This window comes from Pseudomonas sp. LRP2-20, assembly GCF_024349685.1.
Lineage (GTDB): Bacteria > Pseudomonadota > Gammaproteobacteria > Pseudomonadales > Pseudomonadaceae > Aquipseudomonas.
The window spans coordinates 6,003,856-6,020,673 of record NZ_AP025944.1; the positions used below are offsets into that span (position 1 = coordinate 6,003,856).

The following is a 16,818-nucleotide window of genomic DNA, read 5'->3' on the forward strand; positions in this document are numbered from 1 at the left end:
CCTGGTATCGCCCATGACTAGCCTGACGCTTCCGGACATTGCCACACAGCCCCAAGAGCACACCGCCCCGCTGGATTGGGTTGGCATGTGCGGTATCGCCCTGCCCATCCAGTTCGACGGCCATCATCTATCGGCCATGGCTGATGCCGGTGTCAGCCTGGTGGATGGCACTGCGCGGGGTATTCACATGTCTCGCCTGTACCTCGCGCTGGAAGCGCTTGAACAACAGCCATTGACGCCCTTGGCCATACGCCGTCTTCTGGCAGACTTCCTTGCCAGCCACGAAGGGCTTTCCAATGCGGCTTATCTCAACCTGTCTTTCGAGCACCTGCTGAAACGGCCTGCTCTGGTCAGCCCGCTCGCCGGCTGGAAGCGCTATCCAATTACCCTCGAAGCGAAGATAGAAAATGAAATGTTCCACGTGGAACTATCAGTGCGTGTGCCTTACTCCTCAACCTGCCCCTGCTCGGCAGCCCTGGCCAGGCAATTGATTCAACAGCAGTTTGAGGCTGATTTCGCAGAACAACAGCTAGAGCGCAGTGCAGTATTGGAATGGCTCGGTAGTAGCAAGGGCATCGTCGCGACGCCCCATAGCCAGCGCAGCCAAGCGCTGATCAACGTGCGCCTGCAGAACAATCTGGCGTCATTACCGGTCACCGAATTGATCAACCGGATTGAGCACAGCCTGGGTACCGCCGTGCAGACCGCAGTGAAGCGCGCAGACGAACAGGCGTTCGCCTTGGCCAATGGGCAGAACCTGATGTTCTGTGAAGACGCCGCTCGGCGGCTGTATCAGTCACTACGACAGTTGGAGTGGGCGACGGCCTTCAAGCTGCGCGTGGAACATGCAGAGAGCCTGCATGCCCACGATGCGGTAGCCAGCAGCCAGTGGCAGTGGTGAAACTCAGGTACGGGGTTTGACTGTTCCACAGTCGTTGCCGAGCCATACGGCCCGGGTGTTCATGCTGCCTTGCTGCTGAACGCCCGAGGCATTGAAGGTGCCGTTGACCTGCGTGGTGAATTCCTTGTCGCTGAGGAACGTCGCCTGGCCAGTGCCTTGGGCTTTCGGGCAGCTGAATTGAAACTTCCAGACATTGCCTGAACGGTCGGTGATTTTTTGCGTGCAACCGGACTTCGGATCCTGCAGCGGAATGTCGTTGGTCTGGACCTGCTCACGCGTCAGGCACGAGCGCACGCCATTGCCGCCAATCGTAACGCCCTGCTTGGCCAACACACCTTCCATCATGGCCCGCTGTTCCGGTGGCAGGTTCTTCAACTGCCCGAGCATGAACTGCATGTCGGGTAATGGCTTGCCATCGACCTGCATGTTGCTGGTAGTCAGCTCCCACAGGCCAGGTTGCAACATCTGCGCATGCACCAGTGGGCTGCTCAGGCCCAAGGCCAGAGCCAACAGTGGCAGACGAATCTTCATGAACGAACGCTCCTCGAAAAACCGGCCAACGGGCCGGGCTCAGCCTTAGACGCCAAATCCGCTTTCAGGTTGCAAGGCGGACATGGAACGTGTTCTGTTAAACACTGTGTATTCGCCAAGCAGGATGCGTATGGATTACCACAGCCCCTACTTCTTCGGCTACGTGCTCGGCCTGGTCCACTTGCTTGGCATGATCGCCGCGTTGCATGCAGTGTTCACCGTGCGCACCGCCCAAGGTGCAATCGCCTGGGCCATGTCACTGTTCTTCATTCCATACTTCACACTTATTCCATACCTGATTTTTGGTGCGCGCTCCTTCTACGCCTACATCCAGGCCCGGCGCCAGGCCAACCAGGAAATGCACGTCGCCATGGCCAACCTCAACTGGCGCCCCTGGGTCGAGGAAGCCCTCACTGCCAGAGAGTCGGAAAGCTACGCCGCCTTGCGCGCCATGCCGAAACTCGGGCGAATGCCTTGCCTGGCCAATAATCAAGTGAAGCTGCTGATCAATGGCAAAGCCACCTTCGACGCCATATTCGCCGCCATCGAACAAGCACGTGAAGTGGTGCTGGTGCAGTTCTTCATCATCCATGACGACGGCCTTGGCAAGGCCCTGCAGCAACTGCTGCTGCGCAAGGCCGCCGAGGGTGTGAAGGTATTCGTGCTGTATGACCGGGTCGGCAGCCATGCCCTGCCCAGCAGCTACAGCCAGGTGTTGCGTGATGGTGGTGTGCAGATCCACGCCTTTGCTACCCGTCGAGGTTTGTTCAACCGCCTTCAGGTCAACTTCCGCAACCACCGCAAGATCGTCGTGGTCGATGGCCTGCTCGGCTTCATCGGTGGGCACAACGTGGGTGATGAGTACCTCGGCAAAAACCCGCACCTGTCACCTTGGCGCGATACCCATGTGCAGATCAGCGGCCCGGTACTGGCCTGCCTGCAAGAGTCGTTCGCCGAAGACTGGTACTGGGCCACGCGCCAGCTGCCGCCGTTGATCCTGCCGGACACCTACCCTGACAACGGCGTGCTTTGCCAAGCCCTGGCCAGTGGCCCGGCAGACCCGCAGGAAACCTGTTCCCTGTTCTTTATCGAAGCCATCCACTCGGCGGTAAAACGGGTATGGATCACCAGCCCCTACTTCATTCCGGATGAAGCTGTATTCGCTGCCCTGCGCCTGGCCGTGCTGCGCGGGGTGGATGTACGCGTGCTGATCCCGTCCCGGCCCGATCACAGGATTGTCTATGCAGCGTCCAGCCTGTTCGCATTCGAAGCGGTTCGGGCAGGGGTACGCATGTTTCGCTACCAGCCAGGCTTCCTGCACCAGAAGGTGGTGCTGGTGGATGACGAGGTCAGTGCGATCGGCAGCGCCAACCTGGACAACCGCTCGTTTCGGCTCAACTTCGAGATCACCTTGCTGACCGTAGACCGCCCGTTCGCTGACCAGGTGGAAGCGATGTTGCTGGACGACTTCGAGCAGGCCCGCGAGATTACCGCCGAGGACAGCCGCGATACCCATCGTGTCCAACAGTTGGGGATGCGCATAGCGCGGCTGATTTCACCCATTCTCTGAATGAAGAAAGGGCCGCAGATGCGGCCCCTTCCTCATTCAGAGCAAGGTCAACGGTAAAGGTCTTCCCGCGTCCAGGGCAGATCGTGGTGCCCATCGGCATACGGCTTCACGGCCAGAATCTGATGCAGGTTGATCCAGCCCTTCTGGAACGCATAGGCACAGCCGGCCAGGTACAAGCGCCAGATGCGCAAGGTTCTCTCCGGCACCAGCGCTGCCGCTTTGTGCAGCTGGTTCTCCAGGTTCTCGCTCCAGTGGTGCAGCGTCTTGGCGTAGTGCAGGCGCAGGCTCTCCACGTCCACCACTTCCAACCCTGCCTCACAGATGCTCGCAGTGATCATCGACAGGTGCGGCAGCTCACCATGGGGGAACACGTATCGGTCGATGAACTCACCTGCACCGCGCCCGACCGGTCGGCCATCGACGTGCTTGGCAGTAATCCCGTGGTTCATCACCACGCCACCTTCCCTCACTGCACCGAACAGCTTCTGGCAATACAGCGCCAGGTTGGCGTGCCCGACATGCTCGAACATACCAACGCTGACGACCTTGTCGAAGCGGCCATCCTGAGGCAGGTCGCGGTAGTCGAGAATCTGCAGGTCAACCTTGCCGGCCAGGCCCTCTGCCTTCACGCGCTCGCGCCCGAGCTTGAGCTGCTCCTTGCTCAGGGTGATGCCGAATACCTTGGCGCCATACTCGCGCGCGGCAAAACGCGCAAGCCCGCCCCAACCACAGCCCACGTCGAGCAGGTAATCACCGGCATCCAGGCGCAGCTTGCGGCACAGGTGGTCGAACTTGTCCTGTTGAGCCTGATCCAGGGTGTTGTCTGCCTCGCGGAAGTAGGCACAGGAATAGGCCATGTCCTGGTCGAGCCAGAGTTGATAGAACGCATTGGAAACATCGTAGTGGTAGGAGATGGCCTTGGCGTCTGTGCTCTTGTCATGGGACAGCCGCGTTGGCGGGGCGTCTTCCTCGTCGGTCAACAATGCTTCACTGAGCTCGTCGCACACCCGAATGGCTTCGCCGATATCGCCTTCCAGCTCCAGCTTGCCCTCCACGAATGCAGTGCCCAGCTGGTCCATGCTCGGATGGGTCAGTTGGCTGATCAGCTGCGGCTCCTTCACCAGGATGGTGACCTGCGGGCTTGGGCCAAGATCGAACTCGTTGCCATCCCACAGTTTCAGCCGCAGCGGCAGATGCAGGCTTTGCAGTGCCGGTGGAAGTTGAGCAAGCATGAACACTCCTCCTATCCCTAAAAGGCCACGACGCCTGAAACTTCGAACGTCGCCGGAACAGAGTAGTTCATTCGTGGGATGTTTCCTCTAAACGAGACCAAGGTCTAGAACCAACTGATCTGATGAAAGCAACAGATTGTATACAATCCAGCCTTCTCAGCTTAACCTTATGCCCCTCTCGCGCTTCCTCATCTGGAGTACAAAACCCATGAAATCCTATGACGTGGTGATCATTGGCGGCGGCCCTGGCGGCTACAACGCAGCGATCCGCGCCGGCCAACTGGGCCTCAGCGTCGCCTGCGTGGAAGGCCGCTCGACCCTCGGTGGCACCTGCCTGAACGTCGGTTGCATGCCGTCCAAGGCATTGCTGCACGCGTCGGAGCTTTATGAAGCCGCCAGCGGCGACGAGTTCGCCCACCTCGGCATTGAAGTGAAGCCAACGCTCAACCTCGCCCAGATGATGAAACAGAAGGACGAGAGCGTCACCGGCCTGACCAAGGGCATCGAATACCTGTTCCGCAAGAACAAGGTCGACTGGGTGAAAGGCTGGGGCCGGCTGGATGGTGTCGGCAAGGTCATCGTCAAGGCTGAAGATGGCAGCGAGACCGCCCTGCAGGCCAAGGACATCGTCATCGCCACTGGCTCCGAGCCCACTCCCCTGCCCGGCGTGACCATCGACAACCAGCGCATCATCGACTCCACCGGTGCCCTGTCTTTGCCACAGGTACCCAAGCATCTGGTGGTGATCGGCGCGGGCGTCATCGGCCTGGAACTGGGTTCGGTATGGCGCCGGCTGGGTGCACAAGTCACCGTCATCGAGTACCTCGACCGCATCTGCCCTGGCACTGATGAAGAAACCGCCAAGACCCTGCAGAAAGCCCTGGCCAAGCAAGGCATGGCCTTCAAGCTGGGCAGCAAGGTCACCCAGGCGAAGAGTGAAGCCGACGGTGTCAGCCTGACCCTCGAGCCGGCCGCTGGCGGTGCCGCCGAAACCCTGCAGGCTGACTACGTGCTGGTCGCGATCGGCCGTCGTCCTTATACCAAGGGCCTTAACCTTGAGAGCGTAGGGCTGGAAACCGACAAGCGCGGCACGCTGAGCAACGACCACCACCGTACCTCGGTGCCAGGTGTGTGGGTGATCGGCGACGTCACCTCCGGCCCGATGCTGGCGCACAAGGCTGAAGACGAAGCGGTCGCCTGCATCGAGCGTATCGCCGGCAAGCCGCATGAAGTGAACTACAACCTGATCCCAGGCGTGATCTACACCCGTCCGGAACTGGCTACCGTCGGCAAGACCGAAGAGCAGTTGAAGGCCGAAGGCCGCGCCTACAAGGTCGGCAAGTTTCCCTTCACCGCCAACAGCCGCGCCAAGATCAACCACGAGACCGAAGGCTTCGCCAAGGTCATCGCCGATGCCAACACCGATGAAGTGCTCGGCGTGCACCTGGTCGGTCCGAGTGTCAGCGAGATGATTGGCGAATTCTGCGTGGCCATGGAGTTCGCCGCCTCGGCTGAAGACATCGCCCTGATCTGCCACCCGCACCCGACCCGCTCCGAAGCCCTGCGCCAGGCAGCGATGAACGTGCACGGCATGGCCATGCAGATCTGACCCCCGCTGGCTCCGCCGGTTTTTTCGAAATACCATTGATGCACGCTTTCGATCAAACCAGCGGAGCCACCGGTTGAGCATCAACTTCGATCTGAATGACCTGCAAGCTTTCCGCGCTGTCGTCGAGCAAGGCAGCTTCCGCCGCGCCGCCGACACCATCCGCATCACCCAGTCAGCGTTGAGCCGGCGCATCGAAAAACTTGAGTCGGCACTGGGCGTGAAGCTGCTCGAACGCACCACGCGCAAAGTGTCGCTGACCAATGTCGGGCGGGCGTTCCTGCCCCAGGTCGAGCGGCTGCTGGACGACCTGGACCTGGCGCTGCTGAGCGTCGGCGATGGTGGCTCGCTGCGCACCGGTACCCTGACCATCGCCTGCGTGCCATCTGCCGCCTATTACTTCATGCCCCATGCGATCCGTGCCTTCCATGCGCAGTACCCGAAAGTCCGGATCAACCTGTACGACGCCTCCGCCAACGAAGTCAGTGCCGCCGTGGCCTCCGGCGAAGCGGACTTCGGCCTGAGTTTCACCGGCAACCTCGCACCAGAAATCGAATTCAGCGACTTGCTCGAGGAGCGCTACGTCATTGCCTGCCGCCAGGACCATCCGCTGGCCAAGCTGGACGAGGTGACCTGGGCACAAGCCTACGAACATGACTACATCAGCCTGGGCAAGTCGTCTGGCAACCGCCTGGTACTGGATCGGGCGCTGGCGGGGATGCAGGTCAGCAAGGAGAGTGTTTGCGAAGCCAGGCATGTAACCACCCTGCTTGGCCTGATCGAAGCGGGGCTGGGTATTGCGGCGGTGCCATCGATCGCCCTGCCGCTGACGCCGCATCCGATCCTCGCCAGCATTGCACTGGTCGAACCGCAGGTCAGCCGCAAGATGGGCCTGCTCAAGCGCCGCGGGCGCACATTGACACCTGCGGCGCTTGAGATGGTCAGGTTGATTCGCGAACTGCCCGGGGTGTTACCGGGCGACTGAATCCAGCCCGGTGGCCCGCACATCAGGCTGCACGGTAGGCGAAGCCAGGTAATCCAGCAGCTGTTTCGCTTCGGCCGGATGCTCGGCGCCTTTCGGAATACCGCCGGCGAAGCGGGTCACCGACTGCAGGTTTTCCGGAATCTTGCCCACGAAGGTGACACCCGGCACTGGCAACAATTCGGCAACCTGCTGGAAGCCAAGCTCATAGGTGCCCTGAGCCACCTGCGACGCCACCGGAATACGTTCCACCATCGTGCTCTTACCGACCAGCTGGTTCTCGATACCCAGCTTCTTGTACAGCTCCTTCTCGATATACACGCCACTGGCGCTGTCCGAATAGGCCACCGACTTTGCCGCCAGCAGTGTCTGCTTCAGCTGATCAGGAGTGGCGATATCAGGCTTGGCCTGGCCCTGCTTGACCACCATGCCGATGCGCGAATCAGCCAGTTCCACGCGTGGGGCCGGGTCCACCTTGCCCTGGCGGATCAGTTCGTCCAGCGCATAGCCGACCATGATCACCACATCGGCATGCTCGCCCCGAGCTAGGCGGTTGGGTATCGCCTCAGGTGCCTTGCCCATGGAGGGGCCCAGCACGGTGACCAGCGTATCGCCGCTCTGCGCTGCATACTTCGGCCCCAGCTGCTTGTAGGCGGCAGTGAAGCCGCCCGAGGTCATCACAGTCAGTTCGGCAGCCTGGGCAAGGCTGCAGCTGGCGAACAAAGTAGCGGCCAGCAACGCTTTCAACGAAGCCCTCATGCGATCACCGCTGCGCGGTTGGCCAGGCGACGGTAGAGCATCCAGGTGGCGACGAATGCACAGAGCGCGGCGAACATCATCCAGTAGGCCGGAGCGGCCTTGTCGTTGGTGACGTGGATCATCCAGGTCGAGATGGCCGGGGTGAAACCGCCGAACAAGGCGGTCGCCAGGCTATAGGCCAGGGAGAAACCTGCCACACGGACTTCCACCGGCATGATTTCAGTCAGCGCCGGGATCATCGCACCGTTGTACATGCCGTACAGGAACGAGAACCACAGCAGCACTTCCAGCATGTGGCCAAAGGTAGGCGATTGAGCCAGATAGGTCAGCGCCGGGTAAGCGGTGATCAAGGTCAGCAGCGACATGGCCAGCAGCAGCGGCTTGCGCCCGAGGCGGTCGCTGAGAGCGCCGCCGATAGGCAGCCAGATGAAGTTCGACACCGCGGTCAACAAGGTCACCAGCAGGGCATCGCCGGTACTCAGTTGCAGTACGGTCTTGCCGAAGGTCGGTGCATAAACCGTGATCATGTAGAAGGCGGTGGTGGTCATGGCCACCATCAGCATGCCGAACAGCACTACTGCGGAGTTCGCGGCAAGCGTGGCCAGCACCTGTTTCATGGTTGGACGATGCTCGCGAGCGGCGAACTCCTCGGTCTCCTGCAGGCTGCGCCGCAGCAGGAAGATCACCGGGATGATCATGCAGCCCACAGCAAATGGCACACGCCAGCCCCATTGGGCGATTTCGGCGGCAGTCAACCATTCATTCAGGGCAAAGCCCAGCGCTGCGGCGACGACGATCGCCACCTGCTGGCTGGCGGACTGCCAGCTGGCATAGAAGCCCTTGTGCCCGGGCGTTGCCATTTCCGCCAGATATACCGACACGCCACCCAACTCGGCACCGGCCGAGAACCCTTGCAGCAAGCGCCCGATCAGCACCAGCGCCGGGGCCAATAGCCCGATGCTGGCGTAGCCGGGCACCAGCACGATCAGCAAGGTACCGCTGGCCATGATCGCCAGGGTGACGATCAGCCCTTTGCGCCGGCCCACGTCATCAATGTAGGCACCCAGGATCACCGCACCCAGCGGGCGCATGAGGAAGCCTGCACCGAACACGGCGAAGGTCATCATCAACGAGGCGAATTCATTGGAGGCAGGGAAGAAGGCCCCGGCGATGTGCGTGGCATAGAAGCCGAACAGGAAGAAGTCGAACTGTTCGAGGAAGTTTCCGGACGTTACCCGGAAGACCATTCCGGCCTTGGACTTGCCCTCGGACGCCGAGCTTGATGGCAGACTCATGGTGGATCTCCAGCGTTTCTTAATAATTGTAAGTGCTTATTTCCAGCATGATCGTCGAAAGCGAGGCTCGGGATAATCGTTCATTTTTCATTAATTGATGCGCTGATGAGATCAATGAGGCCCGTGCTCCGTTTTCCTGAGCAGTGGATGTGAACGATTAGGCGCAAAAAGGGCAGGTCAAATTGTCCCAATTTACGGAACAATTATTCACTTTCCAGCCTAATTGTCTTGGCTGATATTGCGCTTCAGAATGGCCCCATACCGCAGACAACGCCACCGGGCACAGCGCGGTGAGCCATTCGAACTCAAGTATCAGGAGCTACAAGATGAACAATTTCAAAGGTACAACTGCTGTCGTCGGTCGTGTGTTGCTGGCGGTGCTCTTCCTGCTCAGCGGCTTCAGCAAGCTGACTTCGCCTGAGGGCACCATTGCCTATATCGAATCGAGCGGCCTGCCCTTCCCGGTACTGAGCTACCTGGCCGCACTGGGTGTTGAACTCGGCCTCGCAGCACTGCTGATCATCGGCTTTCAAACCCGCATCGTCGCGGTGGTCATGGCGCTCTTCACCGTGATGGCAGCCTTCGCCTTCCACAACAACCTGGCGGACCAAGGGCAGTTCATCAACTTCTTCAAGAACATCTCAATCGCAGGCGGCCTGTTGCAGATTGCAGCGTTCGGCGGGGGTGCATTGAGCGTGGATGCGCTGATCGGCAACATCAAAGCACGGGCGGCAGGGAAGACTGTGCTGAAAGCAGCTTGAAACATACTGATCGCACAAATGAAAAGCCCCGGCTATTAGCCGGGGCTTTTCATTAGCCGCTCCTACAGGATTATGACCACCTTCCAGGCGTGCGCTGTACGTGTCGGAGCCGCGCTTGCGACAATCCGTTCACTGCGCGACCGCAAAGTAGCCATATTTCAGCTTCGACCATCGACTCGCTTATTCCACAGTCACCGACTTCGCCAGGTTACGCGGCTGGTCGACGTCAGTGCCCTTGAGCACTGCCACGTAATACGACAGCAGCTGCAGCGGGATGGTGTAGAGAATCGGCGCCAGCTCGTCGACGATGTGCGGCACCTTGATCACGTGGGTGCCTTCGCCGTTGCTCATGCCGGCATTCTCGTCGGCGAACACCACCAGTTCACCACCGCGGGCGCGAACTTCCTGCAGGTTGGACTTGAGTTTCTCCAGCAGTTCGTTGTTCGGCGCCACGGTCACCACTGGCATGTCGTTATCCACAAGCGCCAGCGGGCCGTGCTTGAGCTCACCTGCCGGGTAGGCTTCGGCGTGGATGTAGGAGATCTCCTTGAGCTTCAGCGCACCTTCCATGGCCACCGGGTACTGTGCACCACGGCCGAGGAACAGGGTGTGGTGCTTGTCGGCGAACAGTTCGGCGGTTTTCTCCACCGTGCTGTCCATGGCCAGGGCCTCGCCCAGGCGGGCTGGCAGGCGACGCAGTTCTTCCACCAACCCGGCTTCGACGCCCGCTTCGAGGGTGCCACGCACCTGGCCCAGGGCCAGGGTCAGCAGCATCAGCGAAACCAGCTGGGTGGTGAAGGCCTTGGTCGAGGCCACGCCAATTTCTGGACCGGCCAGGGTCAGCAGGGTCAGGTCGGACTCACGCACCAGCGAGCTGATGCCGACGTTGCAGATGGCCAGGCTACCGAGGAAGCCCAGTTCCTTGGCGTTGCGCAGGGCGGCCAGGGTGTCGGCGGTTTCGCCGGACTGGGAGATCGACACGAACAGGGTGTCTGGCTGCACCACCACCTTGCGATAACGGAACTCGCTGGCCACTTCGACCTGGCAAGGAATGCCGGCCAGGCTTTCCAGCCAGTAACGGGCGACCATGCCGGCGTGGTAGCTGGTACCACAGGCGACGATCTGTACGTTGCGCACCTTGCCGAACAGCTCGGCAGCCTGCGGGCCGAACGCCTGGACCATCACATGGTCCTTGCCCAGGCGGCCTTCCAAGGTGCGCTGGACCACGGTCGGCTGCTCGTGGATCTCCTTGAGCATGAAGTGGCGATAGGCGCCCTTGTCGGCCGCTTCGGCGCCTTCGTGGTACTGCACCGTTTCACGCTGCACCGCCTGGCCAGCCTGGTCCCAGACCTTCACCTGGTCGCGGCGGATCTCGGCGATATCGCCCTCCTCCAGGTACATGAAGCGGTCGGTGACCTGGCGCAGTGCCAGTTGGTCGGAGGCGAGGAAGTTTTCGCCATGACCCAGGCCGATCACCAGCGGGCTGCCGCTGCGCGCGGCTACCAGGCGATCAGGCTGTTTCACGCTGATCAGCGCCAGGCCATAGGCACCGTGCAGGCGCTTGACCGCAGACTTCAGCGCCTCGGCGAGGTCGGGGAGAGTCTTCAGCGTATGGTGGATCAGGTGCACGATGACTTCAGTGTCGGTCTGCGAGGCAAACACGTACCCCAGACCTTTCAGCTCTTCACGCAGCTCTTCGTGGTTTTCAATGATGCCGTTGTGCACCACCGCCACTTCGTTGCCGGAGAAATGCGGGTGGGCGTTGCCTTCGGTCGGCGCACCGTGGGTGGCCCAACGGGTGTGGGCGATACCCAGCTGGCCGTTCAGCGGCTCGGCGGCAATTGCAGCTTCCAGCTCGGCGACCTTGCCGATGCGGCGGCGGCGCTGCAGCTCGCCCTGCTGGGTGTAGACGGCCAGGCCGGCACTGTCGTACCCGCGATATTCAAGACGCTTGAGGCCTTCGATGAGAATGGCAGTGATGTTGCGCTCGGCTACGGCACCAACGATTCCACACATGATTATTGCTCCTGGCTGATCGCGGCGCAGATCAGGTTGATGCCGCGGGCTTGAATCTGTTCGCGTGCCGCTGCGGGCAGGCGTTCGTCTGTAATAAGGGTGTGCACGCTGCCCCAGGGCAGCTCGAGATTGGGGATCTTGCGCCCGACCTTGTCGGACTCGACCATCACGATCACCTCGCGGGCCACCTCGGCCATCACTCGGCTCAGGCCAAGCAGTTCATTGAAGGTGGTGGTGCCGCGCTGCAGGTCGATGCCGTCGGCACCAATGAACAGCTGGTCGAAATCGTAAGAGCGTAGTACCTGCTCGGCGACCTGGCCCTGGAACGACTCTGAATGCGGGTCCCAGGTGCCACCGGTCATCAGCAGCACCGGTTCGTGTTCGATCTCGCTGATGGCGCGGGCCACATTCAGCGAGTTGGTCATCACCACCAGACCGGGCTGGCGGCCCAGTTCCGGGATCATGGCAGCGGTAGTGCTGCCACTGTCGATGATGATCCGCGCATGCTCGCGAATACGCCCGACCGCCGCGCGGGCGATAGCCTGCTTGTAGGCAGACACCGGTTGCGCCGGTTCACCGAGCATCTCCTGCGGCACCGGTACCGCACCGCCGTAGCGGCGCAGCAGCAGGCCGTTGGCTTCCAGCGCCGCAAGGTCCTTGCGAATGGTCACTTCCGAGGTTTCGAATCGCTTGGCCAAGGCATCCACACTCACCTCGCCCTGCTCGCTGAGCATGGCCAGGATGTTGTGGCGGCGCTGGGGGGTGTTTCGTTTCGACATGAGCTTTTAAGTTTCGATTCGAAAGATAATGGTTGCAATCAAAACCTAAGATGGCCGATTCGTCAAGGTGTGGATAAATACCTTTACCGACCACCCCATGCATTGGCCAATAAAAAAGCCGACTTATTCACATAAGTCGGCTTTCGATCCAGGCAGCTGTGTATAACTCAGCTTTTCTTGATCTTCTCCGGCCGCTTCCAGCCCGAGATGTTGCGCTGGCGCGCACGCGCCACCGCCAGGTCACCCGCTTCGACGGCCTGGGTGATGGTCGAACCGGCCGCAGTGGTCGCGCCGGCCTTGATCTCCACAGGCGCCACCAGCGAGTTGTTGGAGCCGATGAACACGTCCTCCCCCATCACTGTCTTGAACTTGTTGGCGCCATCGTAGTTGCAGGTGATGGTACCGGCGCCGATGTTGGTGCGGGCACCGATCTCGGCATCGCCCAGGTAGGTCAGGTGACCGGCCTTGGCGCCCTCGCCCAGGTGGGCGTTCTTCAGTTCGACGAAGTTACCCACATGGGCCTTGGCTTCAAGCACGCTGCCCGGGCGCAGGCGGGCGAACGGGCCGGCATCGCTGCCCTCGCCCATCACCGCACCGTCAAGATGAGTGTTGGCCTTGATGATCGCACCCTTGCGCAGGGTGCTGTCCTTGATCACGCAGTTGGGGCCGATCTGCACATCGTCCTCGATGACCACCTTGCCTTCGAGAATCACGTTGATGTCGATCAGCACGTCGCGACCAACGGTCACTTCGCCCCGTACATCAAAGCGCGCCGGGTCGCGCAGGGTGACACCCTGGGCCATCAGCCGGCGGCCTTCGCGCAGCTGGTAGTGGCGCTCGAGTTCCGCCAGCTGGCGACGGTCATTGGCACCCTGCACTTCCATCGGGTCGTGCGGCTGTTCGGTGACGACCACCAAGCCATCGGCCACCGCCATGGCGATGACGTCAGTGAGGTAGTACTCGCCCTGCGCATTGTTGTTCGACAGGCGGCCCATCCAGTCGGCCAGGCGCGCGGCCGGCAGGGCCAGGATGCCGGTATTGCCTTCCTTGATTGCCTTCTGCGCTTCGCTGGCATCCTTGTGCTCGACGATAGCGGTCACCTGGCCTTCGCCATCACGCACGATGCGACCATAACCGGTCGGGTCCTGCAGGGTAACCGTAAGCAGCCCCAGTTGCTTGTCGCTGACCTTGGCCAGCAGGCGTTGCAGGGTTTCCACTTCGATCAGCGGCACATCGCCGTAAAGCACCAGCACCGTGTCGGCGCTGATCGCCGGCAATGCCTGGGCGACGGCATGGCCCGTACCCAGCTGCTTGTCCTGCATGACGAAATTCAGGTCATCGGCTGCCAGGCGTTCACGTACCAACTCGGCACCGTGGCCGATCACCACATGAATGCCTTGTGGCTGTAGCTGGCGCGCGCTGTGGATAACGTGGCCGAGCATGGAATTGCCGGCTACCGGGTGCAGCACCTTGGGCAGCGCCGAGCGCATGCGGGTGCCTTGGCCAGCGGCGAGAATAACGATATCAAGGGACATTGACTGGCTACCAATCCTGGGCGGTCAGGGACGTGACCTGAGAAGAATTCGGAAAAAGAAAAAGGGTAGCCGAGGCTACCCTTTAACTCAATTGCAACGGAAGTATGCGGCCTGAACCGGATTACTTGCCCTTGCGCAATTGCTGGACGGTACGCAGCTGAGCTGCAGCCTCGGCCAGACGTGCGGCAGCAGCACCGTAGTCGAAGTCCGAGCTTTTCGCGTTCAGGGCGTTCTCAGCAGCCTTGAGGGCTTCCTGAGCCTGAGCTTCGTCCAGGTCGGCAGCGCGCTGCACGGTGTCGGCAAGAACCTTGACCATGTTCGGCTGCACTTCGAGGAAGCCACCGGAGATGTAGTACACCTCACGATCGCCACCTTGCTTGGTCAGCGTGATCGGACCAGGCTTGAGATTGGTGATCAGCGGGGCGTGGCCTGGAGCGATACCAAGATCGCCCAGGTTGCCGTGCGCTACTACCATCTCGACCAGGCCGGAGAAGATTTCTCCTTCCGCGCTGACGATATCGCAATGGACTGTCATAGCCATCTGCTTGCCTCAACCTGATTAGCGCCCCTTGCGGGGCGCCGGGATTACAGTTTCTTGGCTTTCTCGATCGCTTCGTCGATGCTGCCGACCATGTAGAACGCTTGTTCTGGCAGGTGGTCGTAGTCACCTTTGAGGATGCCGCTGAAGCCAGCGATGGTGTCTTTCAGGGAAACGTACTTGCCTGGCGAACCGGTGAAGACTTCGGCCACGAAGAACGGCTGCGACAGGAAGCGCTGGATCTTACGAGCGCGGGCTACCAGTTGCTTGTCGGCTTCGGACAGTTCGTCCATACCCAGGATCGCGATGATGTCCTTCAGCTCTTTGTAGCGCTGCAGAACATACTGAACGCCACGAGCGGTCTCGTAGTGCTCGTTGCCGATCACGTTCGGGTCCAGCTGGCGCGAAGTCGAGTCCAGTGGGTCAACCGCTGGGTAGATACCCAGGGAGGCGATGTCACGGGACAGAACGACGGTGGCGTCCAAGTGGGCGAAGGTGGTCGCTGGCGACGGGTCGGTCAAGTCGTCCGCAGGTACGTATACGGCCTGGACGGAGGTGATCGAACCTTCCTTGGTGGAGGTGATGCGCTCTTGCAGAACGCCCATCTCTTCAGCCAGGGTCGGCTGGTAACCTACTGCCGAAGGCATACGGCCCAGCAGTGCGGATACTTCGGTACCGGCCAGGGTGTAACGATAGATGTTGTCGACGAACAGCAGAACGTCGTTACCTTCGTCACGGAACTTCTCAGCCATGGTCAGGCCGGTCAGCGCTACGCGCAGACGGTTTCCTGGTGGCTCGTTCATCTGACCGTAGACCAGTGCTACTTTGTCGAGAACGTTGGAGTCCTTCATCTCGTGGTAGAAGTCGTTACCCTCACGAGTACGCTCACCCACACCAGCGAACACGGAGTAACCGCTGTGTTCCATGGCGATGTTACGGATCAGTTCCATCATGTTTACGGTCTTGCCGACACCGGCACCACCGAACAGACCAACCTTACCACCCTTGGCGAACGGGCAAACCAGGTCGATAACCTTGATGCCGGTTTCCAGCAGGTCGTTGCCGCCTGCCTGGTCAGCGAACGAAGGCGCTGGCTGGTGGATACCGCGACGCTCGTCTTCGCCGATCGGGCCGGCTTCGTCGATTGGGTTGCCCAGAACGTCCATGATACGGCCCAGGGTGGCCTTACCAACTGGAACGGAAATGGCAGCACCGGTGTCGACGACATCCAGACCGCGCTTCAGGCCTTCGGTCGAGCCCATCGCAATGGTACGAACCACGCCGTCGCCCAGCTGCTGCTGAACTTCGAGGGTGGTTTCCGCGCCTTGTACTTTCAGCGCGTTGTAAACACTCGGCACGACGTCACGTGGGAATTCCACGTCGATGACGGCGCCGATGATTTGAACGATACGTCCGCTACTCATAGCTGGATCCTCTGAATTTTTGAACCGTTAAACCGCGGCAGCGCCGCCGACGATTTCCGAGATCTCCTGGGTGATCGCAGCCTGACGCGCCTTGTTGTAGATCAACTGAAGCTCTTTGATCAAATCACCGGCGTTGTCTGTGGCGTTCTTCATGGCGATCATCCGGGCCGCTTGTTCAGCAGCGTTGTTCTCGACCACCGCCTGGTACACCTGCGACTCCACGTAACGCACCATCAAGCCGTCCAGCAGCTCTTTTGCGTCGGGTTCGTACAGGTAGTCCCAGTGATGCTTGAGATCCTGATCCGGGGTTGCCACCAACGGTACCAATTGCTCGACCGTCGGTTTTTGGGTCATGGTGTTGATGAACTTGTTCGAAACCACCGAGAGGCGATCGATACGGCCGTCCAGGTAGGCGTCCAGCATCACTTTGACGGAGCCGATCAGATCGTTGATCGATGGCTCTTCGCCCAGGTGGCTGATCGCGGCTACGACGTTGCCGCCAAAGTTGCGGAAGAATGCCGCACCCTTGCTGCCGATCACGCACAGGTCGATTTCAACGCCCTGTTCGCGGTTTTCGTTCATGTCCTTGACCAGGGCCTTGAACAGGTTGGTGTTCAAGCCACCGCACAGACCACGGTCACTGCTCACCACGATATAACCGGCGCGCTTTACAGGGCGCTCGATCATGAACGGGTGACGGTATTCCGGGTTGGCGTTGGCCAGATGACCGATCACCTGGCGGATACGCTCCGCGTAAGGACGGCTAGCAGCCATGCGCATTTGTGCCTTGCGCATCTTGCTGACCGCCACTTTCTCCATGGCGCTGGTAATTTTTTGCGTGCTTTTGATGCTCGCAATCTTACTGCGAATCTCTTTTGCGCCTGCCATG

The 16,818-nt window shown here is 60.6% G+C and carries 15 protein-coding genes; 5 read left to right on the forward strand and 10 right to left on the reverse strand.

The features are described 5' to 3' along the window. Window positions 1–13 precede the first annotated feature (13 nt). On the forward strand, window positions 14–901 hold the full coding sequence (gene folE2 / locus OCX61_RS27040; protein WP_261942101.1) for a GTP cyclohydrolase FolE2: 888 nt from the start codon (window positions 14–16) through the stop codon (window positions 899–901). Between the two features lie 3 nt (window positions 902–904). Here folE2 and OCX61_RS27045 read toward each other — a convergent pair whose 3' ends face one another. Continuing rightward, window positions 905–1,432 (reverse strand): DUF3617 domain-containing protein, encoded by a 528-nt coding sequence (locus OCX61_RS27045; protein WP_261942102.1) that lies wholly within the window; start codon window positions 1,430–1,432, stop codon window positions 905–907. Window positions 1,433–1,562: 130 nt separating this feature from the next. Between OCX61_RS27045 and cls the strand changes: the two genes are divergently transcribed. Further along, window positions 1,563–3,002, forward strand: a complete 1,440-nt coding sequence (gene cls / locus OCX61_RS27050; protein ID WP_261942103.1) for a cardiolipin synthase — start codon at window positions 1,563–1,565, stop codon at window positions 3,000–3,002. A 47-nt stretch (window positions 3,003–3,049) separates the two neighbouring features. Here the strand turns inward: cls and cfaB are convergent, their stop codons facing one another. Then, entirely contained in the window at window positions 3,050–4,234 is a 1,185-nt protein-coding gene (cfaB, locus tag OCX61_RS27055; RefSeq protein WP_261942104.1) for a C17 cyclopropane fatty acid synthase CfaB, read from the reverse strand. Window positions 4,235–4,442: 208 nt separating this feature from the next. Here cfaB and lpdA point away from each other — a divergent pair, with 208 nt between their 5' ends. Both lpdA and OCX61_RS27065 read left to right on the forward strand, forming a co-directional pair. Continuing rightward, window positions 4,443–5,843 (forward strand): dihydrolipoyl dehydrogenase, encoded by a 1,401-nt coding sequence (lpdA, locus tag OCX61_RS27060; protein WP_261942105.1) that lies wholly within the window; start codon window positions 4,443–4,445, stop codon window positions 5,841–5,843. Window positions 5,844–5,916: 73 nt separating this feature from the next. Further along, a complete protein-coding gene (locus OCX61_RS27065) occupies window positions 5,917–6,825 on the forward strand; it encodes a LysR family transcriptional regulator (protein ID WP_261942106.1) in 909 nt (302 codons plus the stop codon). Here the strand turns inward: OCX61_RS27065 and OCX61_RS27070 are convergent. Together OCX61_RS27070 and OCX61_RS27075 are read right to left on the reverse strand one after the other, a co-directional pair. Next, on the reverse strand, window positions 6,811–7,581 hold the full coding sequence (locus OCX61_RS27070) for a substrate-binding domain-containing protein (RefSeq protein WP_261942107.1): 771 nt from the start codon (window positions 7,579–7,581) through the stop codon (window positions 6,811–6,813). The genes OCX61_RS27065 and OCX61_RS27070 overlap by 15 nt on opposite strands. Beyond that, window positions 7,578–8,876 (reverse strand): MFS transporter, encoded by a 1,299-nt coding sequence (locus OCX61_RS27075; RefSeq protein ID WP_261942108.1) that lies wholly within the window; start codon window positions 8,874–8,876, stop codon window positions 7,578–7,580. The genes OCX61_RS27070 and OCX61_RS27075 overlap by 4 nt, the downstream gene beginning before the upstream one ends. A gap of 326 nt (window positions 8,877–9,202) precedes the next feature. Here OCX61_RS27075 and OCX61_RS27080 point away from each other — a divergent pair, with 326 nt between their 5' ends. Further along, a complete protein-coding gene (locus OCX61_RS27080) occupies window positions 9,203–9,637 on the forward strand; it encodes a DoxX family protein (RefSeq protein WP_261942109.1) in 435 nt (144 codons plus the stop codon). Window positions 9,638–9,817: 180 nt separating this feature from the next. Here the strand turns inward: OCX61_RS27080 and glmS are convergent, their stop codons facing one another. The 6 genes from glmS to atpG all read right to left on the reverse strand — a co-directional run bounded on the left by glmS (window position 9,818) and on the right by atpG (window position 16,817). After that, on the reverse strand, window positions 9,818–11,653 hold the full coding sequence (gene glmS / locus OCX61_RS27085) for a glutamine--fructose-6-phosphate transaminase (isomerizing) (RefSeq protein WP_261942110.1): 1,836 nt from the start codon (window positions 11,651–11,653) through the stop codon (window positions 9,818–9,820). 2 nt (window positions 11,654–11,655) lie between these two features. Beyond that, window positions 11,656–12,432: a DeoR/GlpR family DNA-binding transcription regulator gene (locus OCX61_RS27090; RefSeq protein WP_261942111.1), complete on the reverse strand. Its 777-nt coding sequence runs from the start codon at window positions 12,430–12,432 to the stop codon at window positions 11,656–11,658. A 167-nt stretch (window positions 12,433–12,599) separates the two neighbouring features. Further along, window positions 12,600–13,967, reverse strand: a complete 1,368-nt coding sequence (gene glmU / locus OCX61_RS27095) for a bifunctional UDP-N-acetylglucosamine diphosphorylase/glucosamine-1-phosphate N-acetyltransferase GlmU (RefSeq protein ID WP_261942112.1) — start codon at window positions 13,965–13,967, stop codon at window positions 12,600–12,602. A gap of 121 nt (window positions 13,968–14,088) precedes the next feature. Further along, the gene (locus OCX61_RS27100) at window positions 14,089–14,508 is read right to left on the reverse strand and encodes a F0F1 ATP synthase subunit epsilon (RefSeq protein WP_085676548.1); all 420 of its coding nucleotides are present in this window, start codon (window positions 14,506–14,508) and stop codon (window positions 14,089–14,091) included. A 44-nt stretch (window positions 14,509–14,552) separates the two neighbouring features. Continuing rightward, entirely contained in the window at window positions 14,553–15,929 is a 1,377-nt protein-coding gene (gene atpD, locus OCX61_RS27105) for a F0F1 ATP synthase subunit beta (protein ID WP_085676549.1), read from the reverse strand. Between the two features lie 27 nt (window positions 15,930–15,956). Further along, the gene (atpG, locus tag OCX61_RS27110; RefSeq protein WP_261942113.1) at window positions 15,957–16,817 is read right to left on the reverse strand and encodes a F0F1 ATP synthase subunit gamma; all 861 of its coding nucleotides are present in this window, start codon (window positions 16,815–16,817) and stop codon (window positions 15,957–15,959) included. Window position 16,818: the final 1 nt, after the last annotated feature.